Origin of the sequence: Streptomyces boninensis, assembly GCF_048572725.1 — a bacterium.
Classification (GTDB): Bacteria; Actinomycetota; Actinomycetes; order Streptomycetales; family Streptomycetaceae; genus Streptomyces; species Streptomyces boninensis.
In genome coordinates this window covers 213,227-231,971 of sequence record NZ_CP183837.1, presented here as the reverse complement: position 1 = coordinate 231,971, position 18,745 = coordinate 213,227, and the positions used below count along the sequence as shown (strand labels likewise).

The window sequence follows — 18,745 nt, the reverse complement described above, 5'->3', positions numbered from 1 at the left end:
CGCGATGGGCGCGGCGGGCGCCCGCCCGCGGAGAAAGGGGACGGAGTGGCTGACGCGGAGACCTGGGCGCTGCTGCTGGTGCGAGTGGGCCTGGGCGCGGTGATGCTGGTGCACGGCTGGAATCACTGGCGGGGCAAGGGCGGCATCGAGGGCACGGCCGGGTGGTTCGCCGGGCTCGGGCTCAGCAAGCCGCGGCTGCAGGCGTGGTTCAGCGTGCTCACCGAGATCGGCGCGGGCGCCCTGCTCGTGGTCGGCCTCGGCACCCCCCTGGCGTGTGCGGCCGTCGTCGGCGTGATGCTGGTGGCTGGACTGCTCGCGCATCGCCGCAACGGCTTCTTCGTCTTCAAGGACGGCTATGAGTACGTCCTGGTGCTGACGCTGGTGGCGGTGGCGCTCGCCGCCTTCGGGCCGGGCGAGGCCTCCCTGGATGAGGCGGCCGGCATCGCGGTCACCGACTGGGCGGGTGCCGGGATCGCGCTCGGCGCGGGCGTCGCGGGCACGGCGGCGCTGCTCGCGGTGTTCTACCGGCCGAAGCCGGCTGCCTCCGAGAGCTGAGCCGACAGCACCGATAGCTGAGCCGACGGCACCGATCCGTCGGCACGCGTTTTGTTAACGACATTGACTTACTGCCGGTGCATCCCTAACTTTCGTCGAAGCGCTTCGACGCAGGATGCTCAACACTCCCGGAGGCAGGCAATGTTGATGGCACGGAGAAGGGTCCGCCTTCTGGCGGCGGCCCTGGCGGGGACCCTCTGGGCGGGCACACTCGCCGCATGTGGTGACTCCGATGACGCGGGGTCGGCGGACACGCTGCGGCTCTGGCACTACGAGACGCCGGACAGCGCCATGGGCAAGGCCTGGACCCAGGCCATCGCCGAGTTCAAGAAAAAGCACCCCGGCGTCAAGGTGGAGTTCGAGTCGAAGGGCTTCGAGCAGATCCAGAAGACCGCGCCCCAGGTGCTCAACTCCAACGAGGCACCCGACCTCCTCGAGTACAACAAGGGCAACGCCACCACCGGACAGCTCTCCAAGCGGCGCCTGCTGACCGACCTGACCGGCGAGGCGAAGAAGCGCGGCTGGGACAAGGCGATACCGCCGACGGTCGCCGTCACCAGCCGCTACGACAAGAACGGCGTCATGGGCTCCGGCAACTGGTACGGGGTGCCCAACTACGCCGAATACACGATGGTCTACTACAACAAGGACCTCTTCAAGAAGCACGGCGTCAAGGTCCCGACCACCGTCGCCGAGCTGGAGAAGGCCCTCGCCGCCTTCAAGAAGGCCGGCCTCACCCCGTTCGCCAACGGCGGCGCCGAGTACGTCGCCCAGCAGTACGTCTACCAGCTGGCCCTGTCCCAGGCCGACCAGTCCTGGGTCGAGTCGTTCCAGATGAAGGGCAAGACCGACTTCTCCGACAAGGCCTGGACGTACGCCGCGGAGACCTTCGCCGACTGGGTCGACAAGGGCTACATCGCCAAGAACTCCAGCGGCCGCAAGGCCGAGGACACCGGCGTCTCCTTCATGCAGGGCAAGCACCCGATGTTCTTCTCCGGCAGCTGGTGGTTCGGCCGCTTCGACGCCGAGATCAAGAAGTTCGACTGGGACACCTTCATGTGGCCGGAGAGCAAGCAGACGCTCGGCTCCGGCGGCAACCTGTGGGTCGTACCCGAGGGCGCCGACAACAAGGAGCTGGCGTACGACTTCATCGACATCACGATGAAGAAGAAGATCCAGAACACCCTCGGCAACGCCGGCGGCGTCCCGGTCGCCGCCGACGCCTCCGCCATCACCCAGCCGCGCGCCAAGAAGCTCATCGAGCGCTACGACGAGCTGGCGGGCAGCGACGGCCTCGCCTTCTACCCCGACTGGCCCGCCAACGGCTTCTACGACACCCTCGCCTCCGAGGTCCAGAAGCTCATCACGCAGAGCGCGAAGCCGGCCGCCGTGCTGAAGTCGCTGCAGGCCGAGTACGACGAGAATGTGCTGCAGGAGTGAGGGGTAACAACAGTCGCCCCCGCGCCGAGGGTTCGTACGCGCTCTATCTGATCCCCGGCGGACTCGCGTTCCTCGTCGTCATCGTGGTGCCGTTCGTCATGAACACCGGGATCAGCTTCACCGACTGGTCCGGCGTCGGCACCCCGGAGTTCACGGGCCTGGAGAACTACGACAAGCTCCTCGGCGACGAGGACTTCTGGGAGTCCTTCCGGCACAGCCTGGCGATGGTCGTGGCGATGGCGGCGGTGCCCACCGCCGTCGGCCTCGTCCTTGCCTCCGCGCTCTTCGACGTCGTCGCCAAGCATGCGGGCGCCCGCTGGGCGTCGGTGCTGCGGGCCTGCTTCTACCTGCCGCAGGTGCTGCCGATCGCGGTCGCCGGCATCGTCTGGAGCTGGATCCTCGCCCCCGAGAACGGCTCGCTGAACGAGCTCCTCGGCGCCATCGGCCTGGACAGCCTGCAGCAGGACTGGCTCGGCGACCCGGACTGGGCGCTGTACAGCGTCATGGCCGTGATGGTCTGGGTGCAGATCGGCTTCCCGCTGGTCATCTTCATGTCCGGGCTGCAGCGCCTGGACCCGGCTCTGGGAGAGGCGGCGGAGCTGGACGGGGCCGGCTGGTGGCGGCGGTTCTGGCACGTGACGCTGCCGCAGCTGCGCCCGGAGATCGCGGTGGTGCTGCTGTGGTGCACGATCGCCGCGCTGAAGGCCTTCGGCATGGTGTACGTACTCACCGGCGGCGGACCCGGCGGGGCCACGAACGTGCCGTCGTACTTCGCGTACCAGAACTTCTTCGAGAACTTCCAGGTGTCATACGGGGCCGCGGTCTCCACCGTCCTCACCGTGCTGATCATGGTGCTGGCCGTCCTCGCGCTCCGCCTGCAGACCCGAGCGGAGGACGAGGCCTGATGACCGCCGTCAGGAAGTATCCCGTGCTCGCGGCAATGGTGCTCGGCGCGCTCTTTATGGTGCTGCCGTTCCTTGTCGTCACCATGAATGCGATCAAGTCGCCGGACGAATACTCCTCGGATGGCCCGCTCAGTCTCCCCGACGGCGTCTATCTGGACGGCCTCACCGACTTCTGGGAGCGCGTCAACTTCGGCGAGAAGTTGTGGAATTCCGTGCTGATCTCCGGCTCAGTGGCGGTGCTCGCCGTCGTCCTGTCCGTCCTCAGCGCGTACGCCATCGGCATCGGCCGGATCAAGGGGCGGCCGTGGGTGCTCGCCTTCTTCGTGCTGGCGAACATGCTGCCGCAGGAGTCCCTGGTCTATCCGATCTACTACCTGTCCAAGGAGGCCGGGCTCTACGACACTCGGCTCAGCGTCATCATCGTCTTCACCGTCGTCCAGTCCGCCTTCGGCACCTACCTGCTCTCCTCCGTGCTCTCCGGCTTCCCGCGGGAGATCATCGAGGCCGCCCGGATCGACGGTGCCGGCAAGTGGCAGGTGCTGTGGCGGGTCGTGGTGCCGGTCAGCCGGCCCACCATCGGCGTGCTCATGGTGCTGTTCTTCATCTGGACCTGGAACGAGTTCCTGCTGCCGCTGGTCATGCTCGTCTCCAACGACGTCCAGACCGTGTCCGTCGCCCTCGGCGTACTGCAGGGACAGCGGGACATGGACGCCACCATGACCAACGCCGCTTCGCTGCTCGGCATTCTGCCCAGCATCGCCTTCTTCCTCATCTTCCAGCGGACGCTGACCCGCGGCATCGCCGCGGGCGCGGTCAAATAACCGAAAGGCCAGCCGCACATGAAGTTCACCGACGGCTACTGGATGCTGCGCAAGGGCGTCCGTGCCGCCTACCCGGTCGAGGTCCTCGACGTGAACGCCACCGACGGCGGCACGCTCGAGATCCACGCCCCGACCCAGCCGATCCGGCACCGCGGCGACCTACTCAAGGGCCCGGTCATGACGGTCCGGTGCCACGCACCGATGCCCGACGTGATCGGCGTGACCCTCACCCACTTCGACGGCGACGTCGACCGTGGCCCGGACTTCGGCCTCGCCGCGAGCGAGGGGCACGCGGAGGTGTCGTACGACGACGAGCACGCGACGCTCACCGCCGGCAGCCTCGCGGTGCGGGTGGCGCGCGGCGGGCCGTGGCAGCTCGACTTCCGTACGACGGACGGCAGGCCGCTGACGTCGTCGGGTCCGAAGGCCATGGGCATCATGCAGCAGGACAGCGGCGAGCACTATCTGCGCGAGCAGCTGAACCTCGCCGTCGGCACCCATGTCTACGGCCTCGGCGAGCGCTTCGGCCCGCTGGTCAAGAACGGCCAGGTGGTGGACATCTGGAACGCCGACGGCGGCACGGCCACCGAGCAGGCGTACAAGAACGTGCCCTTCTTCCTGACGGACGCGGGCTACGGCGTGTTCATCGACCATCCGGGCCGGGTGTCGCTGGAGGCCGGCTCGGAGGCGGTCTCGCGGGTGCAGTTCAGCGTCGAGGACCAGGAGATGACCTATTACGTCATCCACGGGCCGACGCCGAAGGAGATCCTGCGCAAGTACACGGCGCTGACCGGGCGGCCCGCGCTGCCGCCGGCCTGGTCGTTCGGGCTGTGGCTGTCGACGTCCTTCACCACCTCGTACGACGAGGAGACGGTGACGTCCTTCATCGACGGGATGGCGGAGCGCGATCTGCCGCTGTCGGTCTTCCACTTCGACTGCTTCTGGATGCGCGAGTTCAACTGGTGCGACTTCACGTGGGACCCGCGGGTTTTCCCCGATCCGGCCGGGATGCTGGCGCGGCTGAAGGAGAAGGGGCTGCGGATCTGCGTGTGGATCAATCCGTACATCGCGCAGCGGTCGCCGCTCTTCGCCGAGGGGCGCAGATACGGCTATCTGCTGAAGAAGCCGGACGGCGGGGTGTGGCAGTGGGACCTGTGGCAGCCGGGCATGGCGCTGGTGGACTTCACCAACCCGGAGGCGCGGTCCTGGTACGCGGGCAAGCTGGAGGCGCTGCTGGAGATGGGCGTCGACTGCTTCAAGACCGACTTCGGCGAGCGGGTGCCGGTGGACGTGGCGTACCACGACGGCGCGGATCCGGAGCGGATGCACAACTACTACACGTACCTCTATAACCGGACCGTCTTCGACGTGCTGAAGAAGCACCGGGGGGAAGGCGAGGCGGTGGTCTTCGCCCGGTCGGCGACCGCCGGCAGCCAGCAGTTCCCGGTGCACTGGGGCGGTGACTGCGAGGCGACGTACGAGTCGATGGCCGAGTCGCTGCGCGGCGGGCTGTCGCTCGGGCTGTCCGGCTTCGGCTACTGGAGCCATGACATCGGCGGCTTCGAGGGGACGCCTTCGCCGGCGCTGTTCAAGCGGTGGATCGCCTTCGGGATGCTGTCGTCGCACTCGCGGCTGCACGGCTCGGCGTCGTACCGGGTGCCGTGGCTCTTCGATGACGAGGCCGTGGATGTGCTGCGGAGCTTTACGAAGCTGAAGCTGCGGCTGATGCCTTATCTGGACGCGGTGTCGCGGCAGGCGCATGCCGAGGGCGTGCCGATGATGCGGGCGATGGTGCTGGAGTTCCCGGACGATCCGGCGTGCACGCATCTGGAGCGGCAGTACATGCTCGGGCCGGATCTGCTGGTGGCGCCGGTGTTCACGGATGGCGGCGAGGTCTCGTATTACGTGCCCGAGGGGACCTGGACGCACTTGCTCACGGGCGAGGAGGTGCAGGGGCCGCGATGGGTCAAGGAGCGGCATGGCTTCGACAGCGCGCCGGTGCTGGTGCGGCCGGGTGCGGTGCTGCCGGTGGGCGGCGTCGATGACCGGCCGGATTACGACTACGCGGATGGCGTGACGCTGCGGGCGTACGGGGTGGGGCCTGGTGAGCGCGTCGAACTGGCGGTGGGGGGCGTGGACTTCACCGTCGTGGGTGAGGACGGCGCAGTACGGGCCATGGCGGGCGACGCGAGCCGGCCGTGGGCGCTGGAGGTGGCCGGCGGGCCGACGGTGCGGGCGGAGGCCGGCATCACGCGCATTGAAGCGGTTCGACCCGATCGGAAGGAGTCGCTTACATGAAGCGAAGAACAGTCCTGACCGTCCCCCTGGTCGCCGCGCTGGTGGGCGCGGTCGGAGTACGGCCCGCGTCTGCGGCTGCGGCGCCTGCTGCCGCGTCGGCGGCCCCGGGAGTCGAGGAGCTCCTGGGTAAACTTACGCTCGACGAAAAAATATCCCTGTTGCATCAATGGCAGCCGGCGATTCCTCGCCTCGGCGTAAGATCCTTCCGCACCGGCACCGAGGCCCTGCACGGCCTCGCCTGGCTGGGCAAGGCCACCGTCTTCCCGCAGGCCATCGGCCTCGCCTCCACCTGGAATCCGGCCCTGATCGAGCAGGTCGGGTCGGCCGTCGGCGACGAGGTGCGCGGCCTGCAGCACGAGCGGCCGAAGGGCTGGGGCCTCAACGTCTGGTCCCCGACCGTCCAGCTGCTCCGCGACCCGCGCTGGGGCCGTAACGAGGAGGGCTACTCCGAGGACCCGCACCTGACCGGCGTCATGTCGACCGCGTACGCGAAGGGCCTCAGCGGCGGCGACCCCGACCACCTCAAGACGGCCCCGCTGGTCAAGCACTACCTCGCCAACAACAACGAGGTCAGGCGCGACCGCACCTCCTCGGACCTGCGGCCCCGCGTGCTGAAGGAATACGAGGAACCGGCCTACAACGCGGCCATCTCCGCCGACGCCGCCTGCGGCGTGATGACCGCGTACAACCTGGTCAACGGACGCCCCTGCACCGTCACCGACCTCAACGCCTCGGTCCGCACCTGGACCGACCGGGCCCTCCTGAACGTCACCGACGCCTGGGCGCCCAACAACCTCCCGGCCACCGGCTCACAGAAGTACTTCGACACCCTCGCCGAAGCCGACGCCGCGATCATCAAGGCGGGCCTCGACAGCTTCACCACGGACGACACGGACCCTTCCAAGACCATCGCCGCGATCAACGAGGCGCTGGACAAGGGCCTGCTGGAGGAGCCGGACATCGACACCGCCGTCCGGCACATCCTCGACATCCGCAGCCGCCTCGGCGACTTCGACGAGGACGGCGGCCCGTACGGACACATCGACAAGTCGGTCATCGACAGCCCCGCGCACCGCAAGCTCGCCCGCCGCGCCGCCACCGAGGCGATCGTGCTGCTGAAGAACGACGGCGGCGCCCTGCCACTCGACGCCCGCAAGCTGCGCAAGGTCGCCGTCGTCGGCCCGCTCGCCGACACCCTCTACACCGACTGGTACTCAGGCGAGCTGCCGTACGAGGTGACGCCGCGGGCAGGCATCGCCAAGCGGCTCGGCGCGGGCGCGACCGTCACCGCGCGCGAAGGCGTCGACCGGATCGCGCTCAAGAACGCCGCCACCGGCGCGTACATCACGGCCGGCGGAGCCGAGACCGCACTGAAGGAGCGCGCCGGCGAGCCCGGCGAGGCGCAGCACTTCGACGTCTTCGGCTGGGGCCAGGGCGTGGTCACGCTGCGGGCCGCCGCGAACGGCAAGGTCGTCGGCATGCGCGACCCGGACGGCAGTGGGTCCGAGGGGAATCAGTTCTTCAATGACCAGGACCAGCCCAATGGCTGGTTCGTCTCCCAGCTGTTCAAGCTGGAGGCCCAGGACGACGACACGGTCCTGCTGAAGTACTCGGGCTACGAGGACTGGCTCGGCGACAGCGTCTACCTCCACGCCCGCGAGGACGACGGCACCCTCGTCCTCGGCCCCGCCGCCGACGCGAGCCGCTACACCCGCGAGGTCGTACGGGACGGCATCGAGGAGGCGGTCGCCGCGGCAAAGGGCGCGGACGCGGCGATCGTCGTCGTCGGCTCCATGCCCTTCATCAACTCCCGCGAGACCGACGACCGCGAGGACATGGGCCTCGCGGAGACCCAGGCGGCGCTGGTCAAGGCCGTGCTGGCGGCCAATCCGAAGACGGTGGTCGTGGTGGAGAACAGCTACCCGACGACCCTGACCTGGGAGCAAGAGCACGCCCCCGCCCTCCTCTGGACCACCCACGCGGGCCAGGAGACCGGCAACGCGCTGGCCGACGTCCTCTTCGGCGACGCGAACCCGGCCGGCCGGCTCACCCAGACCTGGTACCGGTCCGCGGACGCCCTGCCCTCCATCCTCGAATACGACAACATCAAGCACGACCGCACCTACCAGTACTTCACCGGCGACGTGCTCTACCCCTTCGGCCACGGCCTCTCGTACACCACCTTCCGCTACGGAAAGCCGCGCGCCGTGCGCGACGGCATCGAGGTCACGGTCACCAACACCGGCCGCCGCCAAGGCGCCGAGGTCGTGCAGCTCTATACCCGGCAGCAGAAGTCCCGGGTCAAGCAGCCGCGGAAGAAGCTGCAGGCCTTCCGCAAGGTGGAGCTGAAGCCCGGCCAGTCGCGCACGGTCACGCTGCCGCTGGCGCGCGAGGACCTGGCGCACTGGGACGTGACCCGCTCCCGCTGGGTGGTGGAGCGGAGCGCGTACGAGGTCATGGTCGGCTCGTCCTCCGGGGACATCCGCGGCCGCACCACGCTCGACGTACGCGGCGAGACCATCCCGGCGCGGGACCTGTCGCACGCCACGCGCGCGGAGAACTTCGACGACTACAACGGCGTGCGCCTCGTCGACGAGTCCAAGCCGCGCGGCACCGCGGTCGGCGCGGAAGCCGGGGCCTGGCTGCTCTTCGCCGATACGGACCTAGGCGGCGGCGCACGGCGGCTGCGCGCACAGCTCGCCAAGGAGTCGTCGGGGGAGGGGACCGTCGAGGTCCGCCTGGGCGCCCCCGACGGCCGATTGGCCGGTCGCGCGACAGCGGCGAGCACCGGCTCCCGCTACACCTACAAGGAAGTCACAGCCTCGCTCAAGGGCGCGTCCGGGCGCCAGGACGTCTACCTGATCCTCTCCGAAGGGCTGCGGCTCTCCACCTTTTCACTGCGCTGACCTACGGTGGCGGCGGAGGGAGCACACCGCCCCAGTGAAGGGACCCCGGTCATGACCGCTCCGCTCGCCTACCGTGCCGTCCGCGCCGCCTCCGCCGTCACTTCCCGGCTGCCCGTCCGCAGCCGCCCGCTGGCGTTACCGCCGCCCGGCTCCGGCCTCAAGCCGGTGCCGGGCGACCACGGGCCGCCGCTCGTGGGCCACACCTTCAGCCTGCAGGTCGACTCGCTGCGCTTCAGCAGGCAGCGGTACGAGCGTTACGGGCCTGTCGCCTGGTCGGGGGTGCTCGGCACCAGGATGGTCGGCGTCGTCGGCCCCGAGGGCATGCAGGTCGTCGCCGCCAATCGCGACCGCGCCTTCGGCAACGCCGGCTTCTACGGCTATCTCATCGGCGCGTTCTTCGACCGCGGGCTGCTGCTGCTGGACTTCGCCGAGCATCTGCACCACCGGCGGATCATGCAGCACGCCTTCACCCTGCCCCGCCTCGACGGCTATCTGGCGGCGATGAACCCGCGCATCGAGCAGGGCCTGTCCCGCTGGCGGCCCGGCCGGCGCTTTCCGGTGTACACCGCCGCCAAGGCGATGACCCTCGACATCGCGAACGCCGTGTTCGCCGGCGAGTCCGCCCCGGCACAGTCGGCCGAGGCCAAGCGCCTCACCAGAGCCTTCATCGACGCCGTACACGGCGGGCAGGCGATCGTGCGGGCCAATATGCCGGGCGGCGTATGGGCGCGCGGGCTGCGCGGCCGGCAGTACCTGGAGACGTACTTCCGCGACCGCCTGGCCGACAAGCGCGACAGCAAGAGCGACGACCTGTTCAGCGTGCTCTGCCATGCGGAGAGCGAGACCGGAGACGCCTTCGGCGACGACGACATCGTCAACCACATGATCTTCGCGATGATGGCGGCCCACGACACCAGCACCCTCACCCTCGCGATGATGGCCTACCACCTGGGCCGCAACCCGCAGTGGCAGGACCGCCTCAGGGCCGAATCCGAAGCCCTCGGCAGGGACGCCCTCGACTACGACGACCTCGACCGGCTCCCGCTCCTCGACCGGGTCTTCAAGGAGACGCTGCGTATCAACGCACCCGTGGGCGGCCTCTTCCGGGAGGCGGTCAAGGACACCGAGATCCTCGGGTACTACATCCCGGCAGGCACCCGGGTACTGGCGAGCATCTACCAGACGCAGCGCATGGAACCGTGGTGGGACCGCCCGGACGTCTTCGACCCGGACCGCTTCACCGAGGACCGCCACGAGGACAAGACGCACCGCTACGCGTGGTCGGCCTTCGGCGGCGGCGCGCACAAGTGCATCGGCATGTACTTCGGCGGCATGGAGGTCAAGGCGATCATGCACCGGATGCTGCTGCGCTTGGAGTGGCGCGTCCCCGCCGGCTACGACCCACCACTGGCGTACGGCACCGGACCCGCGCCCGTGGACGGCCTGCCGCTGTCGCTGCGGCGCCTGGACCCGTCCTGATCAGACGGTGTACCCCCCGTCCACCGCCAGATGCTGCCCGGTCACGAACCCCGCCAGGTCCGAGGCGAGGAAGGCCACCGCCTCCGCGATGTCCTGGGCGGTGCCGAAGCGGCGCAGCGGGATGTTGCGGCGGGTGATCGCCAGGGCCGCGTCGTCGAGTTCGCCGTCCGCCATCAGGCGGGCGGCCATTCCGTCCGTCAGCATGCCGGGGCCCACGCAGTTGACCCGCACGCCGTAGCGGCCCTCCTCGGCGGCCAGGGCGCGGGCCACGGCCTCGACCGCGCCCTTGGCGCCGGACGACAGCCCGTCGCGTACGGGAAAGCGCTGGGTCGCGGCCGTGGTCACCGCGACCACGCTGCCGGCGCGTTCGCGCAGGGCGGGGAGGGCGGGGTGGACCAGGTTGTAGAAGGCCATCGCGTCCGCGTCGAGCTGCTCGCGGAAGCGGGCGGGCGGGACCGTGCTGAGGTGCCGCATCGGCACGTGCGGGCCCGCCGCGTACACCAGCGTGTGCAGCCCGCCGTCCGCCGCCGTCTCGCGGACCGCCCGCGCCGCGGCCTCCTCATCACCGAGCTCGGCCTGCAACGCCCGCGCCCCGCACTCCCGTTCCAGCTCCCGCGCGGCGCCCTCGCTGCTGCGGTACGTGAACGCCACGTCGCTGCCGTACCGGGCGAGCGTGCGCACCACCGCCGCGCCGATCGCTCCCGTGCCGCCCGCGACCAGCGCGGTGCCCTTGCGTCCGGAGAAGTCCATCGGGCCTCTATAGCGGACGTCAGCTGCGGTTTCCATCCCCGGTGAGGTACGAGAGGACGAGGTCGCCCAGCATCGCGCGGTAGTGGTCGCGGCGGTCGGGGGCGGTGAGGTCGCGGCCGAAGATGGTGTGGAAGGTGTGCCGGTTGGCGACCCGGAAGAAGCAGAATGAGCTGATCACGGCGTGCAGATCGACGGCGTCCACGTCCGCGGTGAAGACGCCCTGGGCCCTGCCCTCTTCGAGGATGCGGCCGATGACCTCGATCGCGGGGGAGTTGAGCGAGCTCAGCGACTCGGAGGCGGCGATGTGGACCGCCTCGTGGATGTTCTCGATGCTGACGAGCCGGATGAAGTCCGGGTGCGCCTCGTGATGGTCGAAGGTCAGCTCGGCGAGCCGCCGGATCGCTGAGACCGGGTCCAGGTGCTCGACGTCGAGCTCCTGCTCCTGGCGGCGGATGACCGCGTACGCCCGCTCCAGCACCGCCGTGAAGAGCTGCTCCTTGCTGCCGAAGTAGTAGTAGAGCATCCGCTTCGTGGTGCGGGTGCGATCGGCTATCTCGTCCACCCGCGCACCCGCATAGCCCTGGCGCGCGAAGACCTCCGTCGCCACGTCGAGGATCTCCGCCTGGGTCCTGGCCGCATCCCGCGTGCGCTTGGCGGACCCGGTCGGCGGGTGGACGGCGGCTGCCATGCGGCTCCTCTGCGGGGACGATACGGCGCCGCCAGTCTAGAGCCAGCCCACAGCTCCGGCCTCAGTGGGCGAAGGTGGTGTGCTGGGCGGCCAGCCGGACCATTGCGTTGTGGGCGCCGTAGCCGCGATACCCGCCCGTGCGCTCGACGATCTCGAAGAAGACGCGGCCGACGGCGGCGGTGTAGAAGTGCCGGAACTCGCCGTGGTCGTCGCGGTCGTAGAGGATCCCGAGCTCGCGCAGCGTGGCCAGCTCCGCCGCGGCCAGGTCGTAGCGGGCCTGCAGGTCGTCGTAGTAGTTGGCCGGGACCGGCAGCAGGGGCGCACCCCGCTCCCGTACGTGCCGGGCGGCCGCCACCGCGTCGTCGGTGGCGAGGGCGATGTGCTGCAGCGGTACGCCCGGATCGCCGGGGCCCGGCGCGACGCTGAGCGCGATGCGCAGGGAGCCGTCGGCGTTCGCCATGGCGCGGCTGCGGAAGAGGCCGTACGGGTCGGCGATGTCCAGGCTCTCGTCCGCGCGCAGCCCCAGCACGCTCCGGTAGAAGAGCGCCGCCTCGTCGAAGTGGTGCCACGGCTGGGTGACCGTGATGTGGTCGATACGGGCGAGGCCGGCCGGCTCGGCCGGTCCGGGTGGCACCGGCTCGAAGTCCCCGGTCCAGGTGGCGTGGCCCGCCCGGTGCGTGCGGCAGAAGAACAGCTCGGTGCCGTCGGGCGCGGCCACCGCGTCGAGCGGCGCCTCGCCCGCCGTGCGGCGGCGCGGCAGCACGGGCGCGAGCAGCGCCTCGGCGCGTCGTACCGCCCCGGCGGGGTCGGCGGTCTCCAGGCCGATCGCGGCCAGCGCCGGGCCCTCGCGGCCGGCGCCCGCGTGCGCCGCGGTGTTGAGCAGCAGCCGGGCTTCGCCCTGCTCCCACAGCTCCACCGGCTTCGCCGGATGCCGGCCGGTCCTGGAGAAGCCGAGCGCGGTCAGCAGCCCGCCCAGCGGCTCCGTATCCGCGACGGCGAGCTCGGCGAACGCGACGCCGGTGGGCACGACCGGCGCGGGCAGCGGCGCGAGGCCCGTCGACTCCTCCAGGGTGCGCAGCGAGCGCATCGCGTCGACGGCCGTACCGGAGGCGTCGGCCTGCCGGAAGACGTCGTTGAAGACCTCCAGGGACAGCGGCCCGGCGTAGCCGGCGTGCACGGCGAGCGAGGTCAGTCCGGCGACGTCGAAGCCGCCCTGGCCGGGGAAGCAGCGGTAGTGGCGGCTCCATTGCAGCACGTCCATGGCGATCCGGGGCGCGTCGGCCAGCTGCAGGAAGAAGATCTTCTCGCCGGGGATGTCCTCGATGCCCTTGGGGTCGCTGTCCCGGGAGAGGATGTGGAAGCTGTCCAGGCAGGTGCCGAGCGCGGGATGGTCCGCCAGCCGCACGATGCGCCAGGCGTGGTCGTACGTGCTGACGTGCCGGCCCCAGGCCAGGGCCTCGTACGCGATCCGGATGCCGTGCTGCCGCGCCTGTTCGGCGAGCGCGTGCAACTGCTCGGCGGCGAGGGCGTCGTCGTCGATCGCGTCGGGGGAGACGCTGGAGCACACCAGCAGCAGATCCGCGCCGAGGCGCTCCATGACGGCGAACTTGCGCTCCGCGCGCCGCAGATTGCGGGTCAGCACTTCGCCCGGCACGGCCTCGAAGTCGCGGAAGGGCTGGTAGAGCTCGATGGTCAGGCCGAGGTCAGCGGCGCGGGCGCGGACCTCCTCGGGGTGGAGCGGGCTGGCGATCAGGTCGTTCTCGAAGATCTCCACGCCGTCGAATCCGGCGCCGGCGGCCGCGGTGAGCTTCTCCGAGAGCGAGCCGCTGAGCGACACCGTGGCGATGGACTTGCGCATGGCTGGTCTCCTCAGATGGACGTGGCGCGGGCGAGGTCGGCGAGCATCAGCTCGGTGTGCGGCTCGAGGCCGGTGAAGAGCCGGAAGGCGTCCGCGGCCTGGAAGGCGGCCATGCCGCCGCCGTCGAGCGTGCGGCAGCCGCGCAGCCGCGCCTGGCGCAGCAGCTCGGTCTCCAGCGGCCGGTAGACGACCTCGGCCACCCACAGGTCGGCGCGCAGCAGTTCGGCGGGCAGCGGCAGGCCCGGGTGGGCGGCCATGCCGGTGGGGGTGGCGTGGACGAGGCCGTCGGCGCGGGCGATTTCGTCGGCCGTACCCGCGGCGGGGATGACGGCGCGGCCGGTGCCGAACCGGCCGCAGAGCGCCTTGGTCAGCCGCTCGGCCCGGCCCCGGTCGGTGTCGATCACGGCCAGCCGGTCCACGCCGATGGTCAGCAGCGCGTGCGCCACCGCCGCCCCGGCGCCGCCCGCGCCCAGCTGCACCACGCGCCGGGTCGGCGCCTCGGGCAGGCCCAGGGCGAAGGAGCGGGCGAAGCCGGTGGCGTCGGTGTTGTGCCCGGTGGCCCGTCCTTCGCGGAACACGACGGTGTTCACCGCGCCGAGCTCGGCCGCCTCCGGGGCCAGTTCGTCGAGGTGCTCGATCACCAGCTGCTTGCAGGGGTGGGTGATGTTCAGGCCGTCGAAGCCGAGCGCCCCGGCCGCCCGTACCAACTCGCCGACCGCCTCCGGCGCGAAGCCGAGCGTGTCGATGTCGATGGTGCGGTAGAGCAGGCGGACGCCGTGCCGGTCCGCCTCCCGCTCGTGCAGCGCGGGGCTGAGGGAGGGGCCGATGCCGGCGCCGATCAGTCCGGCGAGGTACGCGGCCCCGGTGCTACGCGTCATCGGGCGGTCTCCGTCAGGTCGTTGCCGAGTGGGTCGCGGCCGTCGGGGCCGGGGCGGCGGCGGGACGCTCGCCGAGCTGCGCGGTGGGGACCCGGTGCGTCTCGCGGCCGGTCGCGATGGCGAGGGAGCTGAGGAGGCAGAAGGCGGCCGTGAAGATCGCGACACCGGTCCAGTTCTGCCCGGACCGGCCGTCGATCTCCGCCGCGAAGGTGACCGCGAAGCCGGCGATGGCGAAGCCGCACTGGGTGCCGATGGCCATGCCGGACAGCCGGACCCGGGTGCTGAACATCTCGCCGTAGAGCGAGGGCCAGATGCCGTTCGCCGCGCTGTAGACGACGCCGAAGAAGAGGATGCCGGTGGTGAACACCAGGGCGTAGCTGCCGGTGGAGATCGCCCACAGATAGACAAAGATCATCACGCCGCAGCCCAGGGTGCCGAAGAGGAACACCGGCCTTCTGCCGATCCGGTCCGACAGCGTGGCCCACAGCGGGATGGCCAGCAGCGCCACGCCGTTGGCGAGGCCGTTCACCCACAGCATCGCCGTCTTGTCGAGGCCGACGCCGTCGCTCGTGGCGTACGACAGCGCCCACACCGAGAAGATGGTGCTGACCGTGGCGATGGTCGCCGCCGCGATCACCCGCAGCACGTCCGCCCAGTGGTGGACCAGCAGGTCGAGGAGGGGGAGCTTGGCGACCTCGTCGTTCGCCGCGGCCTGCTCGAAGACGGGGGTCTCCTCCAGCTTGCGCCGGATGATGTAGCCGGCGACCGCCACGACGACGCTGAGCAGGAACGGGATCCGCCAGCCCCAGGTGTACAGCTGGTGGTCGGGGAGCGCGGCGACCGGGATGAACACCACGGTGGCCAGGATCTGCCCGGCCTGGGTGCCGTTGAGCGTGAAGCTCGTGTAGTAGCCGCGGCGGTGTTCCGGGGCGTGTTCGAGGGTCATGGAGTTCGCGCTCGCCTGCTCGCCGGCCGCCGAGAGGCCCTGCAGCACGCGCATGAGGACCAGCAGCACCGGTGCGGCGGTGCCGACCTGCGCGTACGTCGGCAGGCAGCCGATCAGGAAGGTCGAGACGCCCATGAGGACCAGGGTGGTCACCATGATCCGGCGGCGGCCGAGCCGGTCGCCGAAGTGGCCGAGGAACAGGGCGCCGACCGGGCGGGCGGCATAGGCGACGCCGAAGGTCGCCATGGAGGTGAGCGTCGCGGTGGCCGGGTCGTCCGGGTTGAAGAAGACTTTGGGGAAGACCAGGGCCGCGGCGCTCCCGTAGATGAAGAAGTCGTAGTACTCCAGGGCGCTGCCGATCCAGGCGGCGACGGCGGCCTTCTTCGGCTTGCCCTGGGGGATGGCGGGTTGGGACACGGCTGCTCCTCTGGGGACGGGGGAGGAGGTGCGTCCAGTGAACTCACTGGATAGTTAATTACTGACCGGAGATGCTGGAGCCGGTCCTGCCCGCTGTCAAGGTGCGCCGCGCGACCAATCTCCGGGCGGCGACCGGCCATTGACCGCCGCGCCGTTCAGTGAGTTACTGCTCGGTACGTTACCGACGGGGAGGTCGTTGTGCTGGCATACGAACGCTTCGGAAGCGGCGAGCCGCTGGTCCTGCTGCACGGGATCGGACACCGAAGGCAGGCCTGGGAGCCGGTCGTCGCGCGGCTGGCCGAGGAGCGCGAGGTGATCGTCGTGGACCTCCCGGGCCACGGTGAGTCCGGCCGGCTGCGGACCGGCGGCAAGTCGACCGCGGAGGCGGTACGCACGCAGGTCGTCGAGTTCCTCGCCGAGCTGGGGCTGGACCGCCCGCACCTCGCGGGCAATTCCCTCGGCGGCGGGATCGCCCTGCAGATCGCCGCCGCGGGCGGGGCGCGCAGCGTCACCGCACTGTCCCCGGCCGGCTTCTGGTCCTCGCCCCTCGACTGGGCGTACACCGGCGGCCTGTTCTGCACGATGCTCACCGGCGCCACGCTGGTCGCGCCGATCGCTCCGCGGATGACGAAGTCGGCGTTCGGACGGTGGGTGCTGATCGGCTGGACCACCGACAAGCCGTCGCGGCTGAGCCCGGAGCGGTCCCTGGGCGACTTCCACGCCTTCCGCCGCGCGGCCGGCACCGTGCTCCGCTACGGATACTTCCGGCTCGACGCCCCGCTGGCCGGCGCGATACCGGAGGACGTGCCGGTCACCGTCGCCTGGGCGGCCCGCGACGTCGTGCTGCCGCGCTACCAGCGTCGGCGCGCCCGCCGGGTGCTGCCCGCCGCCGACCACCATCTCCTGGCGGGCTGTGGCCACGTGCCGATGTCCGATGACCCCGAGCGGGTCGCCGGCCTGATCCTCCAGGGCAGCGCCCCGGCCGCGTCACACCAGGCCACCGTACGCAGGACCGGTCACGCGTAGCTGAAGAGCGGGGGGAAGATCAGGGCCACCACCCAGCCCCACGCCGCGTACACCGGCAGGTAGCCGGTCTGCCAGCGTTCGAGCGCGGAGAAGGGCTGCCGGTGCCGGATGAACGACAGCAGCAGCCACGCCGACCACGCCAGGTTGGCGAGCAGGATGACGTTCTCGCCCAGGGCCGCCGTCTTGTTGGGCGTGGTGCCGTATTCCGAGATGCGGCCGGCGATCTCCACCAGGACCAGCACGTCGATGGCGAGTGCGCCGGTGACGAGGGCGAGTTGCAGCCGGTCGAAGGGGCCGGGTGGAGCGAGTGGTTCGCGGGCCGAGATGGAATACAGGAGCAGGCCCAGTACGACGACAAGCAGAAGGTCGAAGAGGATCAGCGCTTCGCGCTCCATGTCGATGCCGGAGCTGTTCCACCCGACGGTGATGAGGAAGGCCAGCAGGGTGGCGGCGAACAGCGGTGTGAACAGCCGCGCCAGCACCGGCGCGATGTTCTCGACCACGCTCTGCTTGGCCTCCACGAGCCAGCCGGCCACGACGACCGCAGCCGCGGCCCCGCAGGGCAGCAGCCACTGCTGGATGACGTCCTCCGGGACGATCCCGATGGCCTCGAAGGTCCCGAAGGTGAAGGCGGTCAGCACACCGCCGCCGGCGGCCATGAGCGCGAGATAGACGAACCATTCGCCGGTGAAGCGGATGAAGTCCATGTGCCGGCGCGGCGATCGCAGATCGTCGGCCACGTACGCCAGGCCGACCGCGAACCACAGGGCGATGGCCAGGTGGATGGCGGTCAGGACCACGGACTGCGAGTCCTCCGCGAGCGGGTACACATTGGCAGCCACGGCGCCGAGCGCGAACAGCGCCGCCAGCACGCCGATCAGCGCCGGCCCGACCTGCCGCCGCCAGGCCAGGAAGGCCGCCAGCCAGGGGAGGGCGAACAGGGCCAGGTTGCGCCCGTAAAACGCGCCGTCGTCCGCCAGGCCCACCCCGAACAGCGCGGGCACCTTGACGGACACCGCCGCCCCCGCCGCACAGCAGACCAGAGCGATCAGGTCGCGACGGGCGCGGGAGTCCGCCGGGCCGTCGGCCTCGCCGGTCAGCACCAGTTGCTTCCACAGCCGCTCGGAGTGTTCCCGGGCGAACTCCCGCGACAGCTCATCAAGGCCGCCCATGCGCTTGACCGCGACCAGGAAAGCCTCGTCCGCCCGCAGGCCGAGGGCGGTGAGCTCGGCCACGGAACCCCGGAGGTGGTCCTCCAGCTCCTCGGCATCGGACGTCCGCAGCTCCGGCCGACGCTGTACGTAATGACGCCACTCGGCGAACTGGGCCTCCAACCCGCCGCGATCGTCCAGCGCGGTCATGCCAGACCCTCCAGCGGCCGCGCCGCCCGCGGGCGCGGATCACCGGGGTCGCCGTGCCAGACCTTCTTGAGCGCGTCCACCACCGTGTCCCACTGGCGGCGCTGCTCGGCGAGCTCGGTCAGGCCGCCGTCGGTGATGCGGTAGTACTTGCGCCGCCGCTCACCGGCGACCGACTGCCAGCTCGACTCCACGTGCCCGAGGCGCTCAAGCCGGTGCAGCAGTGGGTAGAGCAGGCCCTCGGTCCAGTCCAGTTCGCCGTCGGACAGGTCGCTGATCCGTTTGAGGATGGCGTAGCCGTAGCTCTCGCCCTCCGCCAGGATGCCCAGCACGATCGGGGTCGCCGAAGCGGCCACGAGATCCTTGGTGACTCGCATGAGCCCTCCCATACATCCGCATGCCTAAGACCGTGATGCATAG

General features: G+C 70.5%; 15 protein-coding genes. 8 read left to right on the top strand and 7 right to left on the bottom strand.

Annotated features, from left to right (window positions below):
- The first annotated feature begins 45 nt into the window (after positions 1-45).
- The 7 genes from ACNNMR_RS01085 (at position 46) to ACNNMR_RS01055 (ending at position 10,404) form a co-directional block, all read left to right on the top strand.
- Positions 46-555, top strand: coding sequence for a DoxX family protein (locus ACNNMR_RS01085; protein WP_419992555.1), 510 nt, complete (start codon positions 46-48; stop codon positions 553-555).
- Positions 556-696: 141 nt separating this feature from the next.
- Positions 697-1,995, top strand: a complete 1,299-nt coding sequence (locus ACNNMR_RS01080; RefSeq protein WP_419992554.1) for an ABC transporter substrate-binding protein — start codon at positions 697-699, stop codon at positions 1,993-1,995.
- Positions 1,992-2,900 carry a carbohydrate ABC transporter permease gene (locus ACNNMR_RS01075; RefSeq protein ID WP_419992553.1) on the top strand — a complete coding sequence of 303 codons (909 nt, stop codon included), beginning with the start codon at positions 1,992-1,994 and terminating at the stop codon, positions 2,898-2,900. The genes ACNNMR_RS01080 and ACNNMR_RS01075 overlap by 4 nt, the downstream gene beginning before the upstream one ends.
- Entirely contained in the window at positions 2,900-3,721 is an 822-nt protein-coding gene (locus ACNNMR_RS01070) for a carbohydrate ABC transporter permease (RefSeq protein WP_419992552.1), read from the top strand. The genes ACNNMR_RS01075 and ACNNMR_RS01070 overlap by 1 nt, the downstream gene beginning before the upstream one ends.
- Before the next feature lie 18 nt (positions 3,722-3,739).
- Positions 3,740-6,019 (top strand): alpha-xylosidase, encoded by a 2,280-nt coding sequence (gene yicI, locus ACNNMR_RS01065; protein WP_419992551.1) that lies wholly within the window; start codon positions 3,740-3,742, stop codon positions 6,017-6,019.
- The gene (locus ACNNMR_RS01060; RefSeq protein WP_419992550.1) at positions 6,016-8,925 is read left to right on the top strand and encodes a glycoside hydrolase family 3 C-terminal domain-containing protein; all 2,910 of its coding nucleotides are present in this window, start codon (positions 6,016-6,018) and stop codon (positions 8,923-8,925) included. Before yicI ends, ACNNMR_RS01060 begins: the two co-directional genes overlap by 4 nt.
- 51 nt (positions 8,926-8,976) lie before the next feature.
- Positions 8,977-10,404 carry a cytochrome P450 gene (locus ACNNMR_RS01055; protein WP_419992549.1) on the top strand — a complete coding sequence of 476 codons (1,428 nt, stop codon included), beginning with the start codon at positions 8,977-8,979 and terminating at the stop codon, positions 10,402-10,404.
- Here ACNNMR_RS01055 and ACNNMR_RS01050 read toward each other — a convergent pair whose 3' ends face one another.
- The 5 genes from ACNNMR_RS01050 to ACNNMR_RS01030 all read right to left on the bottom strand — a co-directional run bounded on the left by ACNNMR_RS01050 (position 10,405) and on the right by ACNNMR_RS01030 (position 15,941).
- Entirely contained in the window at positions 10,405-11,190 is a 786-nt protein-coding gene (locus ACNNMR_RS01050; RefSeq protein ID WP_419992548.1) for an SDR family oxidoreductase, read from the bottom strand. It abuts the gene before it with no gap.
- Positions 11,174-11,842 carry a TetR/AcrR family transcriptional regulator gene (locus ACNNMR_RS01045; protein WP_419992547.1) on the bottom strand — a complete coding sequence of 223 codons (669 nt, stop codon included), beginning with the start codon at positions 11,840-11,842 and terminating at the stop codon, positions 11,174-11,176. Before ACNNMR_RS01045 ends, ACNNMR_RS01050 begins: the two co-directional genes overlap by 17 nt.
- Before the next feature lie 61 nt (positions 11,843-11,903).
- On the bottom strand, positions 11,904-13,700 hold the full coding sequence (locus tag ACNNMR_RS01040) for a bifunctional sugar phosphate isomerase/epimerase/4-hydroxyphenylpyruvate dioxygenase family protein (protein WP_419992546.1): 1,797 nt from the start codon (positions 13,698-13,700) through the stop codon (positions 11,904-11,906).
- 11 nt (positions 13,701-13,711) lie between these two features.
- Positions 13,712-14,578 carry a shikimate dehydrogenase gene (locus tag ACNNMR_RS01035; RefSeq protein ID WP_419992545.1) on the bottom strand — a complete coding sequence of 289 codons (867 nt, stop codon included), beginning with the start codon at positions 14,576-14,578 and terminating at the stop codon, positions 13,712-13,714.
- A gap of 13 nt (positions 14,579-14,591) precedes the next feature.
- Positions 14,592-15,941, bottom strand: a complete 1,350-nt coding sequence (locus ACNNMR_RS01030) for an MFS transporter (RefSeq protein WP_419992544.1) — start codon at positions 15,939-15,941, stop codon at positions 14,592-14,594.
- A 198-nt stretch (positions 15,942-16,139) separates the two neighbouring features.
- Here ACNNMR_RS01030 and ACNNMR_RS01025 point away from each other — a divergent pair, with 198 nt between their 5' ends.
- Positions 16,140-16,967: an alpha/beta fold hydrolase gene (locus ACNNMR_RS01025; protein ID WP_419992543.1), complete on the top strand. Its 828-nt coding sequence runs from the start codon at positions 16,140-16,142 to the stop codon at positions 16,965-16,967.
- Here the strand turns inward: ACNNMR_RS01025 and ACNNMR_RS01020 are convergent.
- Positions 16,958-18,328: a permease prefix domain 1-containing protein gene (locus ACNNMR_RS01020; protein WP_419992542.1), complete on the bottom strand. Its 1,371-nt coding sequence runs from the start codon at positions 18,326-18,328 to the stop codon at positions 16,958-16,960. The two genes, ACNNMR_RS01025 and ACNNMR_RS01020, sit on opposite strands and share 10 nt — an antisense overlap.
- The gene (locus ACNNMR_RS01015) at positions 18,325-18,702 is read right to left on the bottom strand and encodes a PadR family transcriptional regulator (RefSeq protein ID WP_419992541.1); all 378 of its coding nucleotides are present in this window, start codon (positions 18,700-18,702) and stop codon (positions 18,325-18,327) included. The genes ACNNMR_RS01020 and ACNNMR_RS01015 overlap by 4 nt, the downstream gene beginning before the upstream one ends.
- Between the last annotated feature and the right edge of the window lie 43 nt (positions 18,703-18,745).